This is a genomic window from Curtobacterium pusillum (genome assembly GCF_007673235.1).
GTDB classification, from domain to species: domain Bacteria; phylum Actinomycetota; class Actinomycetes; order Actinomycetales; family Microbacteriaceae; genus Curtobacterium; species Curtobacterium pusillum_C.
This window is the reverse complement of record NZ_VDZH01000001.1, coordinates 885,238-902,609: the sequence shown is the minus strand read 5'-3', so window position 1 is coordinate 902,609 and position 17,372 is coordinate 885,238. Positions and strand designations below refer to the sequence as shown.

General features: G+C 70.3%; 15 protein-coding genes. 6 read left to right on the top strand and 9 right to left on the bottom strand.

All coding sequences use genetic code 11. The annotated features are described in order from the left end of the window. The first annotated feature begins 21 nt into the window (after nucleotides 1–21). Together FS532_RS04175 and FS532_RS04170 are read left to right on the top strand one after the other, a co-directional pair. Nucleotides 22–3,492 (top strand): proline dehydrogenase family protein, encoded by a 3,471-nt coding sequence (locus FS532_RS04175; protein WP_144750521.1) that lies wholly within the window; start codon nucleotides 22–24, stop codon nucleotides 3,490–3,492. Nucleotides 3,493–3,649: 157 nt separating this feature from the next. Beyond that, a complete protein-coding gene (locus FS532_RS04170; RefSeq protein WP_144750519.1) occupies nucleotides 3,650–4,090 on the top strand; it encodes a VOC family protein in 441 nt (146 codons plus the stop codon). A gap of 327 nt (nucleotides 4,091–4,417) precedes the next feature. Here FS532_RS04170 and FS532_RS04165 read toward each other — a convergent pair whose 3' ends face one another. The 3 genes from FS532_RS04165 to FS532_RS04155 form a co-directional block, all read right to left on the bottom strand. Next, the gene (locus FS532_RS04165) at nucleotides 4,418–5,533 is read right to left on the bottom strand and encodes a hypothetical protein (protein WP_144750517.1); all 1,116 of its coding nucleotides are present in this window, start codon (nucleotides 5,531–5,533) and stop codon (nucleotides 4,418–4,420) included. A gap of 373 nt (nucleotides 5,534–5,906) precedes the next feature. After that, nucleotides 5,907–6,350, bottom strand: a complete 444-nt coding sequence (locus FS532_RS04160; RefSeq protein WP_144750515.1) for an acyl-CoA thioesterase — start codon at nucleotides 6,348–6,350, stop codon at nucleotides 5,907–5,909. Further along, nucleotides 6,347–6,955: a QsdR family transcriptional regulator gene (locus FS532_RS04155; protein WP_144750513.1), complete on the bottom strand. Its 609-nt coding sequence runs from the start codon at nucleotides 6,953–6,955 to the stop codon at nucleotides 6,347–6,349. Before FS532_RS04155 ends, FS532_RS04160 begins: the two co-directional genes overlap by 4 nt. A 47-nt stretch (nucleotides 6,956–7,002) precedes the next feature. On the opposite strand from FS532_RS04155, the gene FS532_RS04150 reads away from it, so the two are divergent. Then, nucleotides 7,003–8,196: an acyl-CoA dehydrogenase family protein gene (locus FS532_RS04150; protein WP_144750511.1), complete on the top strand. Its 1,194-nt coding sequence runs from the start codon at nucleotides 7,003–7,005 to the stop codon at nucleotides 8,194–8,196. A gap of 69 nt (nucleotides 8,197–8,265) precedes the next feature. Here FS532_RS04150 and FS532_RS04145 read toward each other — a convergent pair whose 3' ends face one another. The 3 genes from FS532_RS04145 to FS532_RS04135 all read right to left on the bottom strand — a co-directional run bounded on the left by FS532_RS04145 (nucleotide 8,266) and on the right by FS532_RS04135 (nucleotide 12,271). Further along, complete coding sequence (locus FS532_RS04145) at nucleotides 8,266–10,371, bottom strand: S9 family peptidase (RefSeq protein WP_144750509.1); 2,106 nt, start codon at nucleotides 10,369–10,371, stop codon at nucleotides 8,266–8,268. A gap of 73 nt (nucleotides 10,372–10,444) precedes the next feature. Continuing rightward, the gene (locus FS532_RS04140) at nucleotides 10,445–11,317 is read right to left on the bottom strand and encodes a patatin-like phospholipase family protein (protein WP_144750507.1); all 873 of its coding nucleotides are present in this window, start codon (nucleotides 11,315–11,317) and stop codon (nucleotides 10,445–10,447) included. 216 nt (nucleotides 11,318–11,533) lie between these two features. After that, on the bottom strand, nucleotides 11,534–12,271 hold the full coding sequence (locus tag FS532_RS04135; RefSeq protein ID WP_144750505.1) for a S1 family peptidase: 738 nt from the start codon (nucleotides 12,269–12,271) through the stop codon (nucleotides 11,534–11,536). A gap of 113 nt (nucleotides 12,272–12,384) precedes the next feature. On the opposite strand from FS532_RS04135, the gene FS532_RS04130 reads away from it, so the two are divergent. After that, nucleotides 12,385–13,212, top strand: coding sequence for a GAF domain-containing protein (locus FS532_RS04130; RefSeq protein ID WP_144750503.1), 828 nt, complete (start codon nucleotides 12,385–12,387; stop codon nucleotides 13,210–13,212). 41 nt (nucleotides 13,213–13,253) lie between these two features. Next, nucleotides 13,254–13,439, top strand: a complete 186-nt coding sequence (locus tag FS532_RS04125) for a hypothetical protein (protein ID WP_079238793.1) — start codon at nucleotides 13,254–13,256, stop codon at nucleotides 13,437–13,439. Nucleotides 13,440–13,464: 25 nt separating this feature from the next. Here the strand turns inward: FS532_RS04125 and FS532_RS04120 are convergent, their stop codons facing one another. After that, nucleotides 13,465–14,493 carry an NADPH:quinone reductase gene (locus FS532_RS04120; RefSeq protein ID WP_144750501.1) on the bottom strand — a complete coding sequence of 343 codons (1,029 nt, stop codon included), beginning with the start codon at nucleotides 14,491–14,493 and terminating at the stop codon, nucleotides 13,465–13,467. Nucleotides 14,494–14,670: 177 nt separating this feature from the next. Further along, a complete protein-coding gene (locus FS532_RS04115) occupies nucleotides 14,671–15,039 on the bottom strand; it encodes a winged helix-turn-helix transcriptional regulator (RefSeq protein ID WP_144750499.1) in 369 nt (122 codons plus the stop codon). A gap of 92 nt (nucleotides 15,040–15,131) precedes the next feature. Here FS532_RS04115 and FS532_RS04110 point away from each other — a divergent pair, with 92 nt between their 5' ends. Beyond that, nucleotides 15,132–15,779 carry an NAD(P)-dependent oxidoreductase gene (locus FS532_RS04110; RefSeq protein WP_144750497.1) on the top strand — a complete coding sequence of 216 codons (648 nt, stop codon included), beginning with the start codon at nucleotides 15,132–15,134 and terminating at the stop codon, nucleotides 15,777–15,779. A gap of 152 nt (nucleotides 15,780–15,931) precedes the next feature. On the opposite strand, the gene FS532_RS04105 is transcribed toward FS532_RS04110, so the two are convergent. After that, nucleotides 15,932–17,257 carry an MFS transporter gene (locus FS532_RS04105; RefSeq protein WP_144750494.1) on the bottom strand — a complete coding sequence of 442 codons (1,326 nt, stop codon included), beginning with the start codon at nucleotides 17,255–17,257 and terminating at the stop codon, nucleotides 15,932–15,934. Nucleotides 17,258–17,372: the final 115 nt, after the last annotated feature.

Genomic DNA, 17,372 nt, shown 5'->3' with positions numbered 1-17,372 from the left:
GCGGCGCTCCACACTGAACCCATGACGACCCTGCACGAGCACCCCGCCACCGACCACGACGCCCTCGCGGACCAGTCCGTCGCGCTCGTGCGACAGTGGCTCGCCGAAGCCGAGACCTACCCGGTCGACGGCTCGGCGAAACAGCTCGCCGGGGTTCTCGCCGACCCCGCCGGGCTCGACTTCGCCGTGGGGTTCGTCGACGGCGTCGTCCGACCCGAGGACCTCGGCGTCGCCGCCCGCAAGCTCCGCGCCATCGCTCCCGGTGCGCCCGGGTTCCTGCCCGCAGCGCTCCGTGGGCTCGTCCGCCTGGGTGGCGGGATGGCACCGGCACTGCCCGGCGTCGTCGTGCCCATCGCGCGCCGCGTCCTCCGGAACATGGTCGGCCACCTCATCGTCGACGCCACCGACACCAAGCTCGGCCCGGCCATCGCCAAGATCAAGCGCGACGGCGTCCGGCTGAACGTCAACCTGCTCGGCGAGGCCGTGCTCGGCGAGGGCGAAGCAGCCCGCCGGCTCGAGGGCACGCACAAGCTCCTCGCCCGCGACGACGTCGACTACGTGTCGATCAAGGTCTCCTCGACCGTGCACCCGCACTCGCCGTGGGCGTTCGACCACGCGGTCGAGGACATCATCGAGAAACTCCGGCCCCTCTTCCGCCGGGCCGCGTCGGCGTCCCCGGCCAAGTTCATCAACCTCGACATGGAGGAGTACAAAGACCTCGACCTCACCATCGCGGTCTTCACGAAGCTCCTCGACGAGCCGGAGTTCACCGGCCTCGAAGCCGGCATCGTGCTCCAGGCGTACCTGCCCGACGCGCTCGCCGCGATGGAGCACCTGCAGGAGTGGTCCGCGGCCCGTCGTGCCCGTGGCGGCGCCGGCATCAAGGTCCGCCTGGTGAAGGGCGCGAACCTGCCGATGGAGCAGGTCGAGGCATCGGTGCACGGCTGGCCGCTCGCCACCTGGCACACCAAGCAGGACTCCGACACCAACTACAAGCGAGTCCTCGACTGGGCGCTGACCCCGACGCGCATCGAGAACGTGCGCGTCGGCGTCGCCGGCCACAACCTGTTCGACGTCGCCCACGCCTGGCTGCTCGCAGGGGAGCGCGGCGTGCGGGACGGCATCGAGTTCGAGATGCTGCTCGGCATGGCACAGGGACAGGCCGAGGCCGTCCGCCGCACCGTCGGTTCGCTGCTGCTCTACACGCCGGTCGTCCACCCGGGCGAGTTCGACGTCGCGATCGCGTACCTGATCCGCCGCCTCGAAGAGGGCGCCTCGCAGGACAACTTCATGTCCGCGGTCTTCTCGCTCGTGTCGTCGCCGCCGCTGTTCGCCCGCGAAGAAGAGCGGTTCCGCGCCTCGCTCGTGCCGCTCGCCACTCCGGAGGGGCTCGCTGCCCCCGCGTCCCACCGCGTCGCCGACCGCTACGCGGCCGTTGGTCGCCCCGGGCCCGGCCGGTTCGAGAACACGCCGGACAGCGACCCGTCGGTCGCGTCGGTGCGTCAGTGGGGGTCGGCCATCACGGACCGGATCGCGTCGTCGACGCTCGGCGTCCGCGCCGTCGAGGAGGCCCGGGTCGACTCCGCCGCGTCGCTCGACGCGGCGCTCGCTCGCGTCCAGGCCGCCGGTGCGGTCTGGGGGACCTGGTCCGGTGCCGCTCGTGGCGCCGTGCTGCACGCTGTCGGCGACGCGCTCGAGGCGAACCGCGCAGCACTCATCGAGGTCATGGCCGCCGAGACCGGCAAGACCATCGACCAGGCCGACCCCGAGGTGTCCGAGGCGATCGACTTCGCGCACTTCTACGGCTCGCTCGCGTCCCAGCTCGACGACCTCGACGGTGCCACGTTCACCCCGGCCACGCTGACCCTCGTCGCGCCGCCGTGGAACTTCCCGGTCGCGATCCCCGCCGGCTCGACCCTGGCCGCACTCGCCGCCGGGTCCGCCGTCGTCCTCAAGCCCGCGCCGCCCGCCGCGCGCTCCGGGGCCGTCCTCGCGTCGATCATCGAGACCGCGCTCGACGCCCACGGAGCCCCGGCTGACGTGCTCGCGTTCCTGCAGGTGTCCGAGAACGACCTCGGCCAGCAGCTCATCGCCTCGCCGATGGTCGACCAGGTCATCCTCACCGGTGCCTACGAGACCGCCGAGCTGTTCCGCTCGTTCCGCTCTGACCTGCCGCTGCTCGCCGAGACCTCGGGCAAGAACGCCGTGATCGTCACCCCGTCGTCGGACCTCGACCTCGCGGTGAAGGACGTCGTCGCCTCGGCCTTCGGACACGCCGGCCAGAAGTGCTCGGCCGCGTCACTCGTGGTGATGGTCGGCTCGGTCGCGAAGTCGAAGCGCTTCCGCAACCAGCTCCTCGACGCCGTGTCCTCGCTCACCGTCGGCTACCCGACCGACGCCGCGACGCAGATGGGCCCGGTCATCGAGCCGGCGTCGGGCAAGCTGCTCGACGGCCTGACGACGCTCGGCGCGGGCGAGTCCTGGGCCGTCGAGCCGAAGCGGCTCGACGAGACCGGCAAGCTCTGGAGCCCGGGTGTCCGTCAGGGCGTCCGACGCGGCTCGGAGTTCCACCGCACCGAGTACTTCGGTCCGATCCTCGGCATGATGACCGCCGACACCCTCGACGAAGCAATCGACATCGTCAACGAGGTCGACTACGGCCTGACCTCGGGCCTGCACTCGCTCGACCCGGCCGAGATCGGCACCTGGCTCGAGCGGATCCAGGCGGGCAACCTCTACGTCAACCGCGGCATCACGGGCGCCATCGTCCGTCGGCAGCCGTTCGGTGGCTGGAAGAAGTCGGCCGTCGGCGCGGGCACGAAGGCCGGCGGGCTGAACTACCTGCTCGGGCTGGGGTCGTGGGCGCCCGCTGCGTCGACTGCGTCGGCTGTTCCATCCGCCGCGGTGCATGCGTTCGTCCGGGCGACCGAGGTCACGTCGCCTGTGCTCGACCGGTCGCTGGCATCGGACGAGCAGGCCTGGTCGACGCTGTTCGGCACCGCGACCGACGTCTCGGCCCTCACCGCCGAGCGGAACATCGCGCGGTACCTGCCGTTCCCGTCGGTGCACGTGCGGCTCGCTGCGGTTGCAGACTCCGACGCTGACGCCTCGGTGGTCGAGCTCGTGCGCGTCGTTGCCGCCGCACTCCGAGCCGGCACGACGATCGAGGTGTCGACGGTCGCGGCGCTGCCCGAGTCCGTCGCTTCGGCGATCCGCTCGCTGCCCATCGCCCGGTCCATCTCGCAGTCGGTCTCCGACGAGTCCTTCGCGTCGTCCATCGCGGCGGGCCCGTCGACCCGTGTGCGGCTCATCGGCGGCAACACGTCGGCGCTGTACTCGGCGGTCGGCGGGCGTCCGGACGTCGCGGTGTACGGCGGCCCGGTGACGGAGGCCGGTCGGCTCGAGATACTGCCGTTCGTCCGTGAGCAGGCGGTCTCGATTACGGCGCACCGCTTCGGCACGCCGAACCACCTGACCGACGACCTCATCTGACCGGACCGCGGCGCTGGCGTTCGGGTCCAGCGCCGCTGTCCGGTCGCCGCATGGTGTCGGGTACTTCGGAGGGGCACAGCGTTGCCTCGGGTGCGCGTCGCAACCACGGCGCGCACCCGACGGCCCTGCGTCGGGTCGAACCCGGAGGAGCTCCACCATGACCGAACCGTTCGCACGCCCGACCGCCCTCGCCCACGTCCGCGTCACCGTGACCGACATCCACCGCAGCAAGGCGTTCTACCAGCAGCTGCTCGGCACCGATCCGGCCATCGACTTCAGCGACCAGGTCGACGAGCCCGGCGTGCGCGAGGACCGCGAGCGCTTCTACGGCGGCTCCGTGTTCCGGCTCGGCGATCAGGTCTTCGGTCTCCGCCCGGTCGCTCCGGCGGGGCAGACGTTCAACCCGGACACCGTCGGGCTCGACCACGTGAGCTTCGTCGTGGGGTCGGTCGACGAGCTGCACCAGGCGGCTGCACGTCTCGACGCCGCAGGGGTCGAGCACGGCGAGGTCACCGACCTCGGCGACGCCGGCATGGTGATCCTGTCCGTGCAGGACCCCGACGACATCAACCTCGAGCTCGCTGCCCTCAAGAGCTGAGGTCGTCAGTCGGCGACGGCGGGCTGCTGCGCGACCATCGAGCCGGTCACGAGCTCGCGGAGTTCGGCGGGCAGTCGCGGATGGGGATCGACAAGGCCGGGGAGCTCATCGGTCCGATCATGACCTGGTACGACGAGAGCCCCCGAAATGAGCTTCATCTCGGGGGCTTCGTCATTCTCAGAATCTTGGCCAGAATGGCCCGTATGGAGACAGAACGTCCCGGAGGTACGTTCCTAAGGGATCAAAGTCCTGGGCCCCAGAGGGTGATCCACGTTCCTCGTCGAAGTCGAGAGCAAGGTCCGATCGGCCCGGCAGAGCAAGACGTCGTCAGGCAGCCGCCGGCGTCGAGTCGTCGTCCTCACCGAGCCGGGCTTCGAGCAAAGTGCGGGCGCGAGCAATCTCCGAGCGGCAGGTCTCGATGATCTGCGCAGTCTCGCCGATGGCATTTGTAACGCGACGTCCTGCACGCGTCATGTCCTGCTGCACTGGCGGCAGGTCAGCCACGATCAGCCCGAACTCCATCACGCTGTTCACCGCGGTCTCGAACGTCGCTTCGGCGTCCCTCAAGTCGGCGACTTCAGTTCGCATGATTGCGCGTTCCTGATCTGTCGTTGCGCGGCGGCTCCGCGCGATGCCGTTCGTACCGTCCCCGAGCTCCTTCACTGCGTCCGCCAGCTCCGGGTTCAGTCGCTCAAGTTTCTCGGCGTAGTTGTCAAACTCTGCCGCCGTCTCCTTCATCAGACGCAAGAGCGTAGGTGCCGCGCTCGCGCCGAGTTGCTCGGTTGCGGAGTTCATCCGCTTCGTAGCCTTCTCCGCGCGTTCGCCGATATCGAAAGTCGCCTCACCGATGAGGTCGGCCTTCTCCTTGACCCGATCAGACGCTCTTGTGACGGCATCGGTCCAGTCCAGTAGACCGAAGTCGGCAGCGCTGTCCGTACCGGGCGACGACTCCGAACTGCCGCTGGTGGCTGGAGCCGCGGGAGCTTCGGATACGCGCTCATCTCTCCCGATGGATGCAGGCGCGAAATCCTGGACAGGGTTGCCGAATGTTGCCGTCCCGTCGATGACACCCTGCCCAATCTCTTTGAGGCGCTTGGCAAGAGCGGGCGCCGCCGTGAACGTTGTCTTGTAGGAGGTCACGCGGTACGAGCGCAGATCAAACGGGAGTTCATCGATGTTGCGTGTGATGATCGCAGTCTTGCGCCCCATCGCGTGTGCCAGGCCGAGTTCGTACATTACGTTGCCGTTCAGGCCGGTGACGTCGGCGATGATGAGCTCCGCGCTCGCAATCATGTTGACGATGTCTTTCAGGATCTGCTCCTGATTGTTGGACAGGTCAGCGCGCGTGACCTTGAAGCCGAGCTCGGCGAGAGCTGGTTCGATCAGATCGGTGAAGACTTCGTCGAAGTCTCCGCCAAAGGGCATGATCACAAATGCTTCCACTTACGGGCTCCTCGGGTAGGTGAGGCGTCGTCGCCTCTGGCCGGAGACTAACAGCAGTCACCGACGTTCTGAGGAGTCGTGTTCCGCAACCGCGGAAATCTATGTGATCAGTTCGAGTCGGAGAGCGCCTGGTCGGGAATCGGGTTCGTCGTGCGGACGATCGGGGCTGTGGTCGGCACGCTGAACGGTGCGAAGCCCGCCGGCGACGACCTGGCGGCTCGGTTGCGCCGGCCGCAGCGGGACGACCACCGGCCTTGACCCGATTCGGTTTCGGCTCGCACAACCAAAGTGCTCCCGAACCGCACGATCGCGTGGTTCGGGAGCGCTTTGGTTGTGCGGCGGCGCGGCCGGGTCCGGCGCGACGGGCAGTGGGTCAGTCGGCGACGGCGGGCTCCTGGGCGACCATCGTGCCGGTCACGAGCGCGCGCAGCGACTCCGGCAGGGGGATCGGTCGGCGGGCGCCCTCGCGGTCGATGATGACGTGCACGAACTCACCGGTGGCGAGCAGGGCTCCGTCGGACTGACGGAACAGGCCGAACTCCCACGACAGGCTGGTGTTGCCGAGGTGCTTGGACCGCATCCCGACCTCGATGACGTCCGGCCAGACGGCGGACTCGACGAACCGGCAGCTCGACGACACCAAGACCGCGATCCACTCCGACGTGAACGGGTCCAGGCCCGCTTCCTCGCGGAACCAGTACGTCGACGCGTTGTCCATCGCCGAGTAGTAGATCGTGTTGTTGACGTGCCCGAACATGTCGTTGTCGTTCCAGCGCGTGGGGTAGAGGCGGCGGAACGGGTACTCGTCGATGGTCATCGGTCTCCGATCGGAGGTGCGGGTGTGGCGTGATCGGCGGCGGGGCGCAGCACGTACTCGAACGCGGCGCGTGCCCGGACGGGGTCGGGGGCCTCGCCGGAGATGAACTCAGCGTAGGTGAACGACTCTGAGATCCGGACGAGCAGCCTTGCCAGCTCCTCGGAGGACAACGGCGCCGGATCGAACTCGCCGGACGACTGCTCCTCGACCACGAGCGCGGTGACCCGCTCGACGAACCGGCTCTGCACGTCGCTCTCCGAGGTGGTCAGCAGGCGCATCGCCCGCGCGGGCTCGCGGGTCAGGAAGGCGCGGAAGTAGGTGGCCTCGATGAGGTCGGCGGTGAACCGGTCGAGCACGTCGACGATGCGCGCCGCTCCGGACGACCCGATCGTGTCGGCAGCACGGGACGCCCGGTCGAGCGTCGGGACTGCGAGGGACCACAGGATCTCGGACAGCAACCGGTCACGGTTGCCCACCCACCGGAACAGCGACGTACGGTCCACGCCGAGTGCGGCAGCCAACGCGCCCATGTCGATCCGTGAGCCGTCGATGAACGTGTGGCGGGCCTCCCGGAAGGCGCGCAGCGCAGAATCCGATGTGTACACGCGGTCCTCTCTTGCAACGTTTTCGAGAATGATGCATCGTTGGTTCCATGTCAACGCTGACGCCCACGACGGGCCTCCTCGAATCGGACTTCTACGGCTTCCAACAACAGCTGACCGAGCCGGAGCGCGCGTCGATCGGGCGGCTCCGCGAGTACCTCGCGCGCGAGGTCGCGCCCATCGCCGACGGGTACTGGGCACGCGCCGAGTTCCCGATGCAGGTGATCGCGCCCCTCGCCGAGCTGGGCATGTACGGGCCGGGGATCCCGCTGGTGCGCCAGTTCGAGAACTCGGCCGTGTACCGCGGGTGGGCTGCGCTCGAACTCGGACGCGTCGACGCCAGCGTCGCGACGTTCATCGGTGTGCAGTCGGGTCTGGCGATGAACTCGATCGCCGTCGCCGGCAGCGAGGAACAGCAGCGCGAGTGGCTGCCGCGCATGGCCGCCGGCGAACTCATCGGGGCGTTCGGCCTGACCGAACCGCTGTCCGGCAGCGACTCCGCCCGTGGCCTGCGCACCACCGCCCGCCGCGACGGCGACTCGTGGGTGCTCGACGGTGAGAAGCGCTGGATCGGCAACGCCACCTTCGCCGACGTCGTCGTCATCTGGGCGAAGGACGTCGCCGACGAGCAGGTGAAGGGCTTCCTGGTCACCACGGACACCCCCGGCTTCACCGCCACCAAGATCGAGGACAAGATCGCGCTGCGTGGGGTGCAGAACGCCGACATCGTCATGCAGGGGGTGCGGGTGCCGGAGTCGCGTCGACTCCAGCGCGCCGACTCGTTCCGTTCGACGGCCGAGGTGCTCCGCCTGACCCGCACCGAGGTGGCCTGGCAGGCCGTCGGCATCGCGGTCGGCGCCTACGAAGCCGCCCTCGCCTACGCCCGCGAGCGGATCCAGTTCGGCAAGCCGATCGCGTCGCACCAGCTCGTGCAGGACCTGCTCGTGAAGTCGCTGTCGAACATCACCGCTTCGATCGCGCTCTGCACGCAGGCTTCGGCCATGCAGGACGCCGGCGTCGGGGGCGACGAGCACTCCGCCCTGGCAAAGGCGTTCGCGACCGCGAAGATGCGCGAGACCGTGGGATGGTGCCGCGAGGTGCAGGGCGGCAACGGCATCGTGCTCGACAAGGGTGTCGCGCGGTTCTTCGCGGACGCCGAGGCGATCTACTCGTACGAGGGCACGCGCGAGGTGAACACCCTCATCGTCGGCCGCGCGATCACCGGCCAGGCCGCGTTCGTGTAGGTCGGACCGGGCCAACGCAGGCCAACGCAGGCCAACGCAGGCCGACCCGGGTCGGATCGGCCCGGCGCCCTACCCGAGCAGCTCCGGTCGCTGCCACTCGCCGCCGCGCACGTGCTGCTCGAGGAACGCGAACACCGTCTCGTACCAGACCACCGCGTGCTGCGGCTTGAGCACCCAGTGGTTCTCGTCCGGGAAGTACAGGAACCGGTGCGGCATCGTCCCGTCGGCCGACGCGTGGTGCTCGGCCAGCTCGGACCACAGCCGGAGGCCCTCGCCGATCGGCACCCGGTAGTCCTTGTCGCCGTGGATGACGAGCATCGGTGAGGTGATGTCCGCCACGAACCGTTGCGGGTCGTTCTCGTGCAGTCCGTCGGCGTCGAAGATCGACTGCCAGTACTGCGACATGTCCGTGGTGCCGTTGAACTGGTCGAGCGCCCACAGGCTGGCGTGGGTGACGATGGCTCGGAAGCGGTCGGTGTGCCCGGCGACCCAGTTCGCCATGAAGCCGCCGAAGGACCCGCCGAGCGCAGCCGTCCGGGTCTCGTCGATGTCGTCCCGGGCCACGACCGCGTCGGTGATCGCCATCAGGTCCGTGTACGGCGCCTGACCCCAGGCGTTCCACCCCCGGTTGATGAAGTCGAGCCCGTACCCGGTCGACAGTGCGGGGTCCGGCAGGAGCACCGCGTACCCACGCGCCGCGGCGAGCTGCGGGTTCCACCGCCAGGACCACTGGTTCCACGAGTTCAGCGGGCCGCCGTGGATCCAGAGCAGCAGCGGGTGCGGCCCGTCGCCGGCGTCGGACGGCGGCAGGACGAGCCAGCCGCGCACGCGGGAGCCGTCGGCGGCCGTCGTCTCGACCTCCTCCAGGCGGCCGGGGATGTCGGGGAGTGCGGCGGGTGTCGCGAGCGGCGTCACCGTCCCGTCGGTCGCGATCTGCACGGGGTGCAGCGGGGCCGCCCAGGAGGCACGGAGCGCCACCACCTCGCCACTCGCGTCCGCCACGTGCAGGCTCGAGTACGCCCAGTCGTCGTGGGTCAGCTGCTCGACGGCGCCGCCGTCCAGGGGCAGCCGGAACACCGGTGCGCGACCGTCCTGGTCCGCCGTCGCCAGGAGCGCACCGTCGCCGTGCGCGAAGACCAGCTCGTTCGGCCAGCGGTCCCAGTCGGTGGCGATGCGTCGTGCACCGGACACCGTGGTGCCGTCGAGGTCGGCCACCCAGATCTCCTGCTGCGTCGCACCCTGCGGCGTGAAGCGCGGCGTCCGCACCCACGCCAGGGTCCGCCCGTCGTGACTGAGGGTGGGTGTCTCGTGGTCGACGGCGTCGTCGCTGCACAGCACCGTGCTCTGGCCGCTCGCGACGTCGAAGGCGACGATCGTCGATCGCGAACCACGGGCCTCCTGGACGGCGACCGTCGCGACGACCACCGAGCCGTCGGGCGCGACCACCCCGTCGACGTGTTCGAGGGACCGAGCGGGTGCCGGCGTGAGGTCGGTGAGCACGGGGAGGTGGGCCGGGTAAGCGGGGGCGTCGGACGCGCCCGACTCGGTCGGCGTCTCGTGCAGAGCCGGCTCCCGCAGCGTCGCGAGGTCGAGCGTCAGCACGTGCGTCTCGTCGGGGCCGAGGTCGTGGTCCCAGAACCGCACCGGGTACGTCTCGTGCAGGATCGCCTGCACCTTCCGGTCCTTCCGCCGCCCGCGCAGTTCGGCGTCGGCAGCTACCACGCCCGTGCGGTCGGTGCCGGCCCCGGGCAGCAGTCCGGCCGTGACCGCGACGGTGTCGGCCGCAGACGCGGTCCCGAGCACCCCGCCCACCCCGCCCGCGAGCTTCGTGACCGGTCGGGCCTCGCCACCGGTGGCGGGCAGGAGCCAGAGCTGCGGGGCGTCGCTGTCCTTGTCGCCTTCACCGTCGGGACGCCCGGAGACGAAGAGCAGGTCACCGGAGCGGGTGAAGGAGACCCCGCCCTCGCCCTTCGACGAGCGCGTCAACCTGACCGGGGCAGAGTCGGAGTCCGACGACGGGCCAGGAACCGCCCAGATCGACCGCCGGTACCCGGTGCCGTCGGCGTCGAGCACACTGACGGTGAGCGCGACGCGGGAGCCGTCCGGGCTCACTGCGATCCCGTCCACGCGGGGGAGAGCGGTGTACTGGTCGAGGTCCGAGAACGGCGTCGTCATGCCCCCACGCTATCGGCGAGACCCGACAGCGCGGCGGTCACGACGCCGACCTGTGGACAAGTGCCCGTCCGGATCACGCCCAGAACGCCGCGATCCCCTCGGCGACCGCACTGCCCTGGGTCCGTCCGGCGTCGGCGGACGGCGCCTGTGTGCTGAGGGACAGCGAGTTCGTCCCGAACGCCTGCTGCGCGGTGCTGTCCGCCACGACGACCTCGACCGAGCTGCCGGCGGCGCGGAGTCCCTCGACCGCGACGTCGAGCCACGGCCCGAGCGGCGACGGACCCTCGGGGCCGCAGGCGACGACGAGGACGCGCTCGTACCCAGCGGCGACGTCCACGTTCGTCGCCGAGCGGAGACCGCCGTCGATGTAGGGGCGTCCCTCGATCCCGACCGGCGACCACACGAGGGGCACGGAGCAACTCGCCGCGACGGCCCGGGGGAGCGGGATCCCGTCGGCGGCGGTGACCACGCGGAAGGTGCCGTCCGTCGCGTCGATGGTCGTCAGGGCGAGCGGCTTCGCGGGCCACTCCGTCGCGGGCAGGGTCTCGGTGAACGTGGCGACGCGCTCGTCGTCGGTCTGCCCGGTCGTGGTCTGCTGCGCGAGGAGCCCGAGACGTGCGCGGGCGTCCTGGTCGGAGGTCGCGCCCTCGAGGACGGCGCCGATGCGCTGCTGGAAGTCCTCGCCGTCGATGGCGACCGGTTCCTCGTAGGTGGTGGGGACGGGGGCGTGCTGCTGGTCGTACGCCTGCTGGAGCCCGCCGTACCGGACGAACGTGCCGACGACGCTGCCGGCGCTCGTCCCGACCACGAGGTCGGCCGCGTCGAGGTCGACCCCGGCGTCCCGGAGCGCGGTGAGCACCCCGAGTTCCCAGGCGATGCCGGCGACGCCGCCACCCCCGAGGACGAGTGCTCTGGTTCCGGGTGCGGGCGTCGAGACGTCGGTCATGGGACCTGCTTACCAGGCTGCGGTGTCGCCGTGGTGGCGACCGGCGACGGACTGGAGGCGCGTGGCGGCGCCGCCACGCGCCTCCAGTCCGTTGATGGGAACTGCCCACATCACGTGACATGGAAAGCGGAATCGCGCGTAGGAGGTCAGAAGTTCCAGCTTCCTACGCGCGATTCGGCCTCCTACGCGCGGTTCGGCACCCGGAGCGCCGAGGGGTCAGACGCCCGCGGTCGAACGGATCCAGCTGGCGGACTGGGCGAGGACGGCGTAGTTCGACCCGGCGTGCGTGTTCGCGCCCGGGTCGGCCACGTCACCCGTGGAGCAGACGCCGACGACCTTGCCGTTCACGACGAGTGCGCCGCCGGAGTCACCGTGGTTCGAGGCGCCCGAGACCCCGGTGACGTGCTGGGCGAGGCCGCCGTACGCGTCGGTCGAGCTGCCGGTGAGGTTCACGCTGGCCTGGTAGAGCCCGGTGGTCGGGACGCTGTTCGCGCGGTTGCCGTACCCGAGGATCGTCCCCGTGCCGGTGGACTTCGGGCTGAACCCGAGGTCGAGCTGTGCGTACGAGGACAGGGTCTTCGGCGTGCGCAGGTGCACGAGCGCGATGTCGCCGGACGGCGCCGAGTAGAGCCGGTCGGCCGCCGTCGCGGTGCCCCGGTTCGTGGTGCTGTTCGAGTGGTACACGTTCATCGCGGTGGTGCCGTCGACGCAGTGCTCGGCGGTGAGCACCCACGAGGCGTTGAGCTGTTCGCCGGTGCACCCGAAGGTGTCGGTGCCGCCCTGCTGGAAGACGAGCTGGACCTCCCACGGGGTGGTCGGTGCGGGTTCGCCGCCGATGACCTGCGGGGACGCCGTGGCGGCGTTCGCGGAGGTGGCGCCGAGGGCGCCGCCGAGCAGGGTGAGGGCTGCCGTCGCGGTGAAGGCGAGGGCCTTGAGGTTCTGTCGCTGCTTCATGGACAGATCGTGCGCGCCCCCTGTTCGGGGGTCAAGTCAGCGTTGCGGAGGACAACACACGTCACCCTGTGGACAACTCCGTCCGCGTCGGTGGCACCGCCTACCGTCGAGGCATGGGGCAGGAACAGGAACGACGCCGGACACGTGCCGGGCGCATCGGCGCGGTGGTGTGGCCGATCGTGGTGGCCGCAGCGCCCACCGCGGCGTTCCAGCTGCCGAACCTCGTCGCGACGTCGGCGGTGCGGGTGTCGCTCGTCGTGTTCGGGCTCGTCGTCCTCGTCGCCGCGGTGCTCGTGCAGGTGGTGCGGGCCCGCCGTGCCGAGGCGTCACGGATCGCCGCCGCAGACGACTCCGCGGCCGTCGAGCTCGAACAGGGGACCGCGGTCCGGTACGCGTTCGGGCAGCTCGCCACGCGGCTCGTCCGGTTCACCGAACTCCGGCGACGTGACCGTCGGAGCGAACTCCCGGCGTTCGCCGACCGGGTCGCGGTGGCCCTCGCCTTCTACCTGCTCCCGAAGGTCCCGGACGTCCGCGCCAACGTGTACCAGCTCTCGGCGGACCTGGGCGCGCTCGAACCGATCGGGCACGGCGGAGCGGGCGACACCGCCGGGGTCTTCCGCGCGGGGACGCCGTACGGGGACCGCAACCTCGAGTGGGTGCTCGTCGGCGGCGCACCGCGGATCGTCGGGGACCGTGCGGCGGACGTCGACGTCGACCAGGACCTGCCGGGTTTCGAACCGCGGTACCGGTCGTACGTCTCCGTCGTCATCCGGTCGCACGAGTACTCGTTCGGCATGCTCACCGTCGACTCGCCGGCCCCTGATGCGTTCACCGATCTCGATGCGAAGACCGTCGCGGTGGTCGCCGCGTTCATGGCGGTGGCGTTCTCCCTCACCTACTCGTCCCCGGAACGGGACCGCGACTCTCGGAAAGGCCCGTGATGCTCACACGATTTGTCGGACGCTCGACGTACGATCCCCCCATGACCATCGTGACCCCCGAACCGAAGCCCTTCGGACGTTCACGGGTGTACACCCCGAACTGGACCGACGACACCACTGACGCCGACTACGAAGACCTCGAGGTCATCGCGGCGAACATCGAACGTGAGCGTGCAGCGGCACGACGCCGGGTCGAAGCACGGATCGCCGCCCGGCTCGCTCGCTGACCGGGCGGGATCCGTACCGCACGCGTCACTCGGTGGTCACGTCGATGAGCACCTTCCCGACCGTGTCGGACTCGACGGCGTCGTGCGCGGCAGCCGTCTCCTCGAGCGGGAACCGCACGAGTGGCAGTCCCGCGTCCTCGCCGACCGGCAGGACCCCGTCGCGCAGGGCTGAGGTGACGTCCTCGGCGGCTGCGTGCAGGGCGTCGTCGCCGATCGTGTAGAGCAGCAGGAACTGGTAGCGGGCGTTCACGCTCATGTTCGGGCGGATCGGCAGCGTGGCCTCGTCACCGCCGTTGTTCGCGTAGATCGACACCACTCCGTGGTTCGCCAGCACGTCCGCGACGAGCCCGGTGTTCTGCGGGATGGACACTTCGACGACGATGTCGACGCCGTCCGGGGCGATCTCACGGATGCGGGCCGCCGTGTCCTCCGACCGGTAGTTCACCGTGTGGTGGGCGCCCGCCGCGGTCGCGAGGGCGGCCTTCGCGTCGGAGCTGATGGTCGTGATCACCGTCGCGCCGGCCCATCGGGCGAGCTGGATCGCGGCGTGGCCGACCGCACCCGCACCACCGGCGACCAGGACGGTTTTCCCGTCGAGGGCGCCCGGGCCGAGGCGCGACGGCCCCTGCTCGTGCGTCGTGAGGGCTCGGTGCGCGGTCATCGCCGGCACACCGAGCGAGGCACCGACGTCGAAGCCGGTGCCCTCCGGCAACCGGACCGCACGAGTGGAGGGAACGACCGTGTACTCCTGCGCCGTGCCGGTCGGGCGGCTCGCGGCGGCCATGTACAGCCAGACGCGGTCGCCGACGGACAGTTCCTCGACGCCGTCGCCGAGCGCGTCCACCACGCCGGCGCCGTCCTGGTTCGGGGTGATATCGGGGAACGGCAGTCCGTCGCCGTAGGTGCCACCGGCGCGGGCCTTCCAGTCGGTCGGGTTCACGCCGGAGACGACGACCCGGACGCGGACCTCGCCGGGGCCGGGCTCGGGGAGCGGGCGTTCCTCGAGGGTCAGGACGGACGAGTCACCGGGCTTCGTGTAGACGACTGATCGCATGTCCCCAGGCAACCACGGTGGTGGTGCGGGGATTCCGGGTGCGTTCAGGTCCGCGCGCCCACCGCATCCAGTGAACAGAAATCGTCGGGTCACGTCCGGTGACCCGACGATTCCTGCTCACCGAGTGACCGCGCGGGGCCGCCGCGCGCCGGGCACCGGGCGCCGGGCGCCGCGCGCTCAGCGCGTCCGCGCGTCGTACTCCTCGCGCGACACCGCGACGTCGTCCATGTGCGAGGTTGCCCAGTCCTCGAGTGGCTCGAGCACCTCGCGCAGGGAACGGCCGCGATCGGTCAGCTCGTACTCGACGTGCGGCGGGATCTCGGGGAAGACCGTGCGCGTGACGAGTCCGTCGCGTTCGAGTGCTCGGAGTGTCTGCGTGAGCATCTTCTGCGACACGCCCTGCACCCGGGTGGCGATCGCCGAGTAGCGTGCCGGACCGTCGGCCAGGGTGCCGATCGTCAGGACGCTCCACCGGTCGCCGATGCGGTCGAGCAGTTGCCGCGAGGGACACTCGGCGGCGTAGGGGCTGTACTCGAGTGCTGACACGACGACCTCCGTTACGCACCGTGAGGTGCCTACTTACTCAAAGAGAGTAACGCTTGTACGGTGAGTGTCAACGTTCCACGAAAGGAAGCTCCATGACCAGCATCGTCGTCTTCGGTGGCACCGGCTACGCCGGCTCCGCCATCACCCGCGAGGCCCTGTCCCGCGGCATCGCCGTCACCGCCGTCGCCCGCGACACCTCCAAGCTCGAGGCCGCCGAGGGGCTCACCCTCGCGCAGGGTGACGCCTTCGACGCCGACTTCGTCGCCGACGTCACGAAGGGCGCCGACGTCATCGTCGTCGCCCTCCACGCGGTGCAGGCGGACGGCAGTGAGCTCAAGGACAAGTTCCAGCCGTTCGTCGACGCAGCCGCCGCCGCGGGTGCCCGCCTCGGCATCGTCGGTGGTGCCGGTTCGCTGCTCGTCGCCGAGGGTGGCCCGCGCCTGTTCGACTCGGCCGAGTTCCCGGACGCGTTCAAGGGCGAGGCGAAGAGCCACGCGCAGATCCTCGACGCCCTCCGCGCGAGCGACACCGAGGTCGACTGGTTCTACGTGAGCCCGGCGGCGGCCTTCGGCGGCTACAACCCCGGCGAGCGTCGCGGCACCTACCGCACCACGGACGAGGTCCTGCTCACCGACGCCGACGGCAACTCGGACATCTCCGGCGAGGACTACGCGCTGGCCTTCGTCGACGAGATCGCGTCGCCGGCGCACCACCGCGCGCGCTTCGGCGTCGCCTACTGACGCACTGCCCTTCGCAAGACACCGGTGTTCACGCAACGCACCGCGGGATTCCGCGGTGTCGAGTGTGGGCACCGGTGTTTTGCCCCCCCACCCCCCACCCGCAACGGGCGGACTGGAGGCGCGGGGCGGGCCCGCCACGCGCCTCCAGTCCGTCAGCGGTGACCGACGATCGACGGAACCGGCATGTGGTGCCGCATCCGGACCGCCAGGTGGAGCCCGCCCCGGCGGGCGAGCACCAGGCCGACGACGGCCGCGGCCGCGGCCGGCACGCCGCCCGCCACGACCATGCCGACGTGGGCACCGAAGTGGTCGACGATCTGCCCCATGAGCGGGCCACCGATCGCCTGGCCACCGAGCAGCACGAGGACGTAGAGCGACATCACGCGGCCGCGGATCGCCACGTTCGAGGACAGCTGAACGAGTGAGTTCGACGCCGTCTGGAAGAGCAGCTGGGACATCCCGACGGCGACCAGCGCGACGGTGAACGGCGCGATCGCGGGGATCGAGCCGGAGACGACGAGCAGGATCCCCGTCCAGAACACCCCGCCGACGATGGTGCGGAGCCGGACGGTCGCGCGCCGGGTGGAGAGCAGCGCGCCGACGAGTGCCCCGATCGCGACGGCGGAGTTGAACACGCCGTAGCCGCCGGCGCCGACGTCGTAGACCTTCGACGCGAACGCCGAGAGCAGCACCGGCATCGTCAACGCGAAGACCGAGAAGAACGCCACCAAGATCACGGGCACGATGATGGTCGGCTTCCGGACGGCGTAGCGGAGACCCTCCACGAGCTGGCCCTTGCCGCGCGGCGCCGGGGGTGTGCGGTGCAGTTCCGAGACCTTCAGGAACCCGAGCGTCACGACGACCGCCACGCAGGCGATCGCGTTCACGCCGAACGACCACCCGGCCCCGACCGCGACGAGCAGGGCACCCGAGAGTGCCGGACCGATCATCCCGCCGAGCTGGAACACCGACGAGTTCACGCTGATGGCGTTCCGGAGGTGCTCGTGGCCGACGATCTCGGTGACGAACACCTGCCGCGCCGGGTTGTCGATCACGGTGACCATGCCGACGAGGAACGCGATCGCCCAGATGTGCCACGCCTGCACGACGCCGGTCAGGGTCAGCACGGCGAGCAGCGCGGACAGCACCGCGAACGAGCCCTGCGTGATCATCATCAGCGCGCGCTTCGAGAACCGGTCGACGAGCACGCCGCCGAGGAGCCCGAACAGCAGCATCGGCGCGAACTGGCACGCGACCGTGATGCCGACCTGCGCGACCGACCCGGTCAGCTGCAGGACGAGCCAGTCCTGCGCGATCCGCTGCATCCAGCCGGCGGTCATGGCGACGAGGTTCGTGGCGGTGAAGAGCCGGAAGTTCGGCACCGACAGGGCGATGAGGGTGTGGCGCCACGGCGGTCGGGTGGCCTGGATCGGGAGCGGTTCGGTGGGCGGGGGGAGGGTCGTCGGTGACGCGCTCACGGTGGGGGATCTCCGGACGTCGGCTGCGGATCTGGTACCCCATCGAAACTACGTGCCCGCGGGTCATTCGATACCCCTATGGTGGCTATCAGTCCATTGCGATGTCGAATGACCG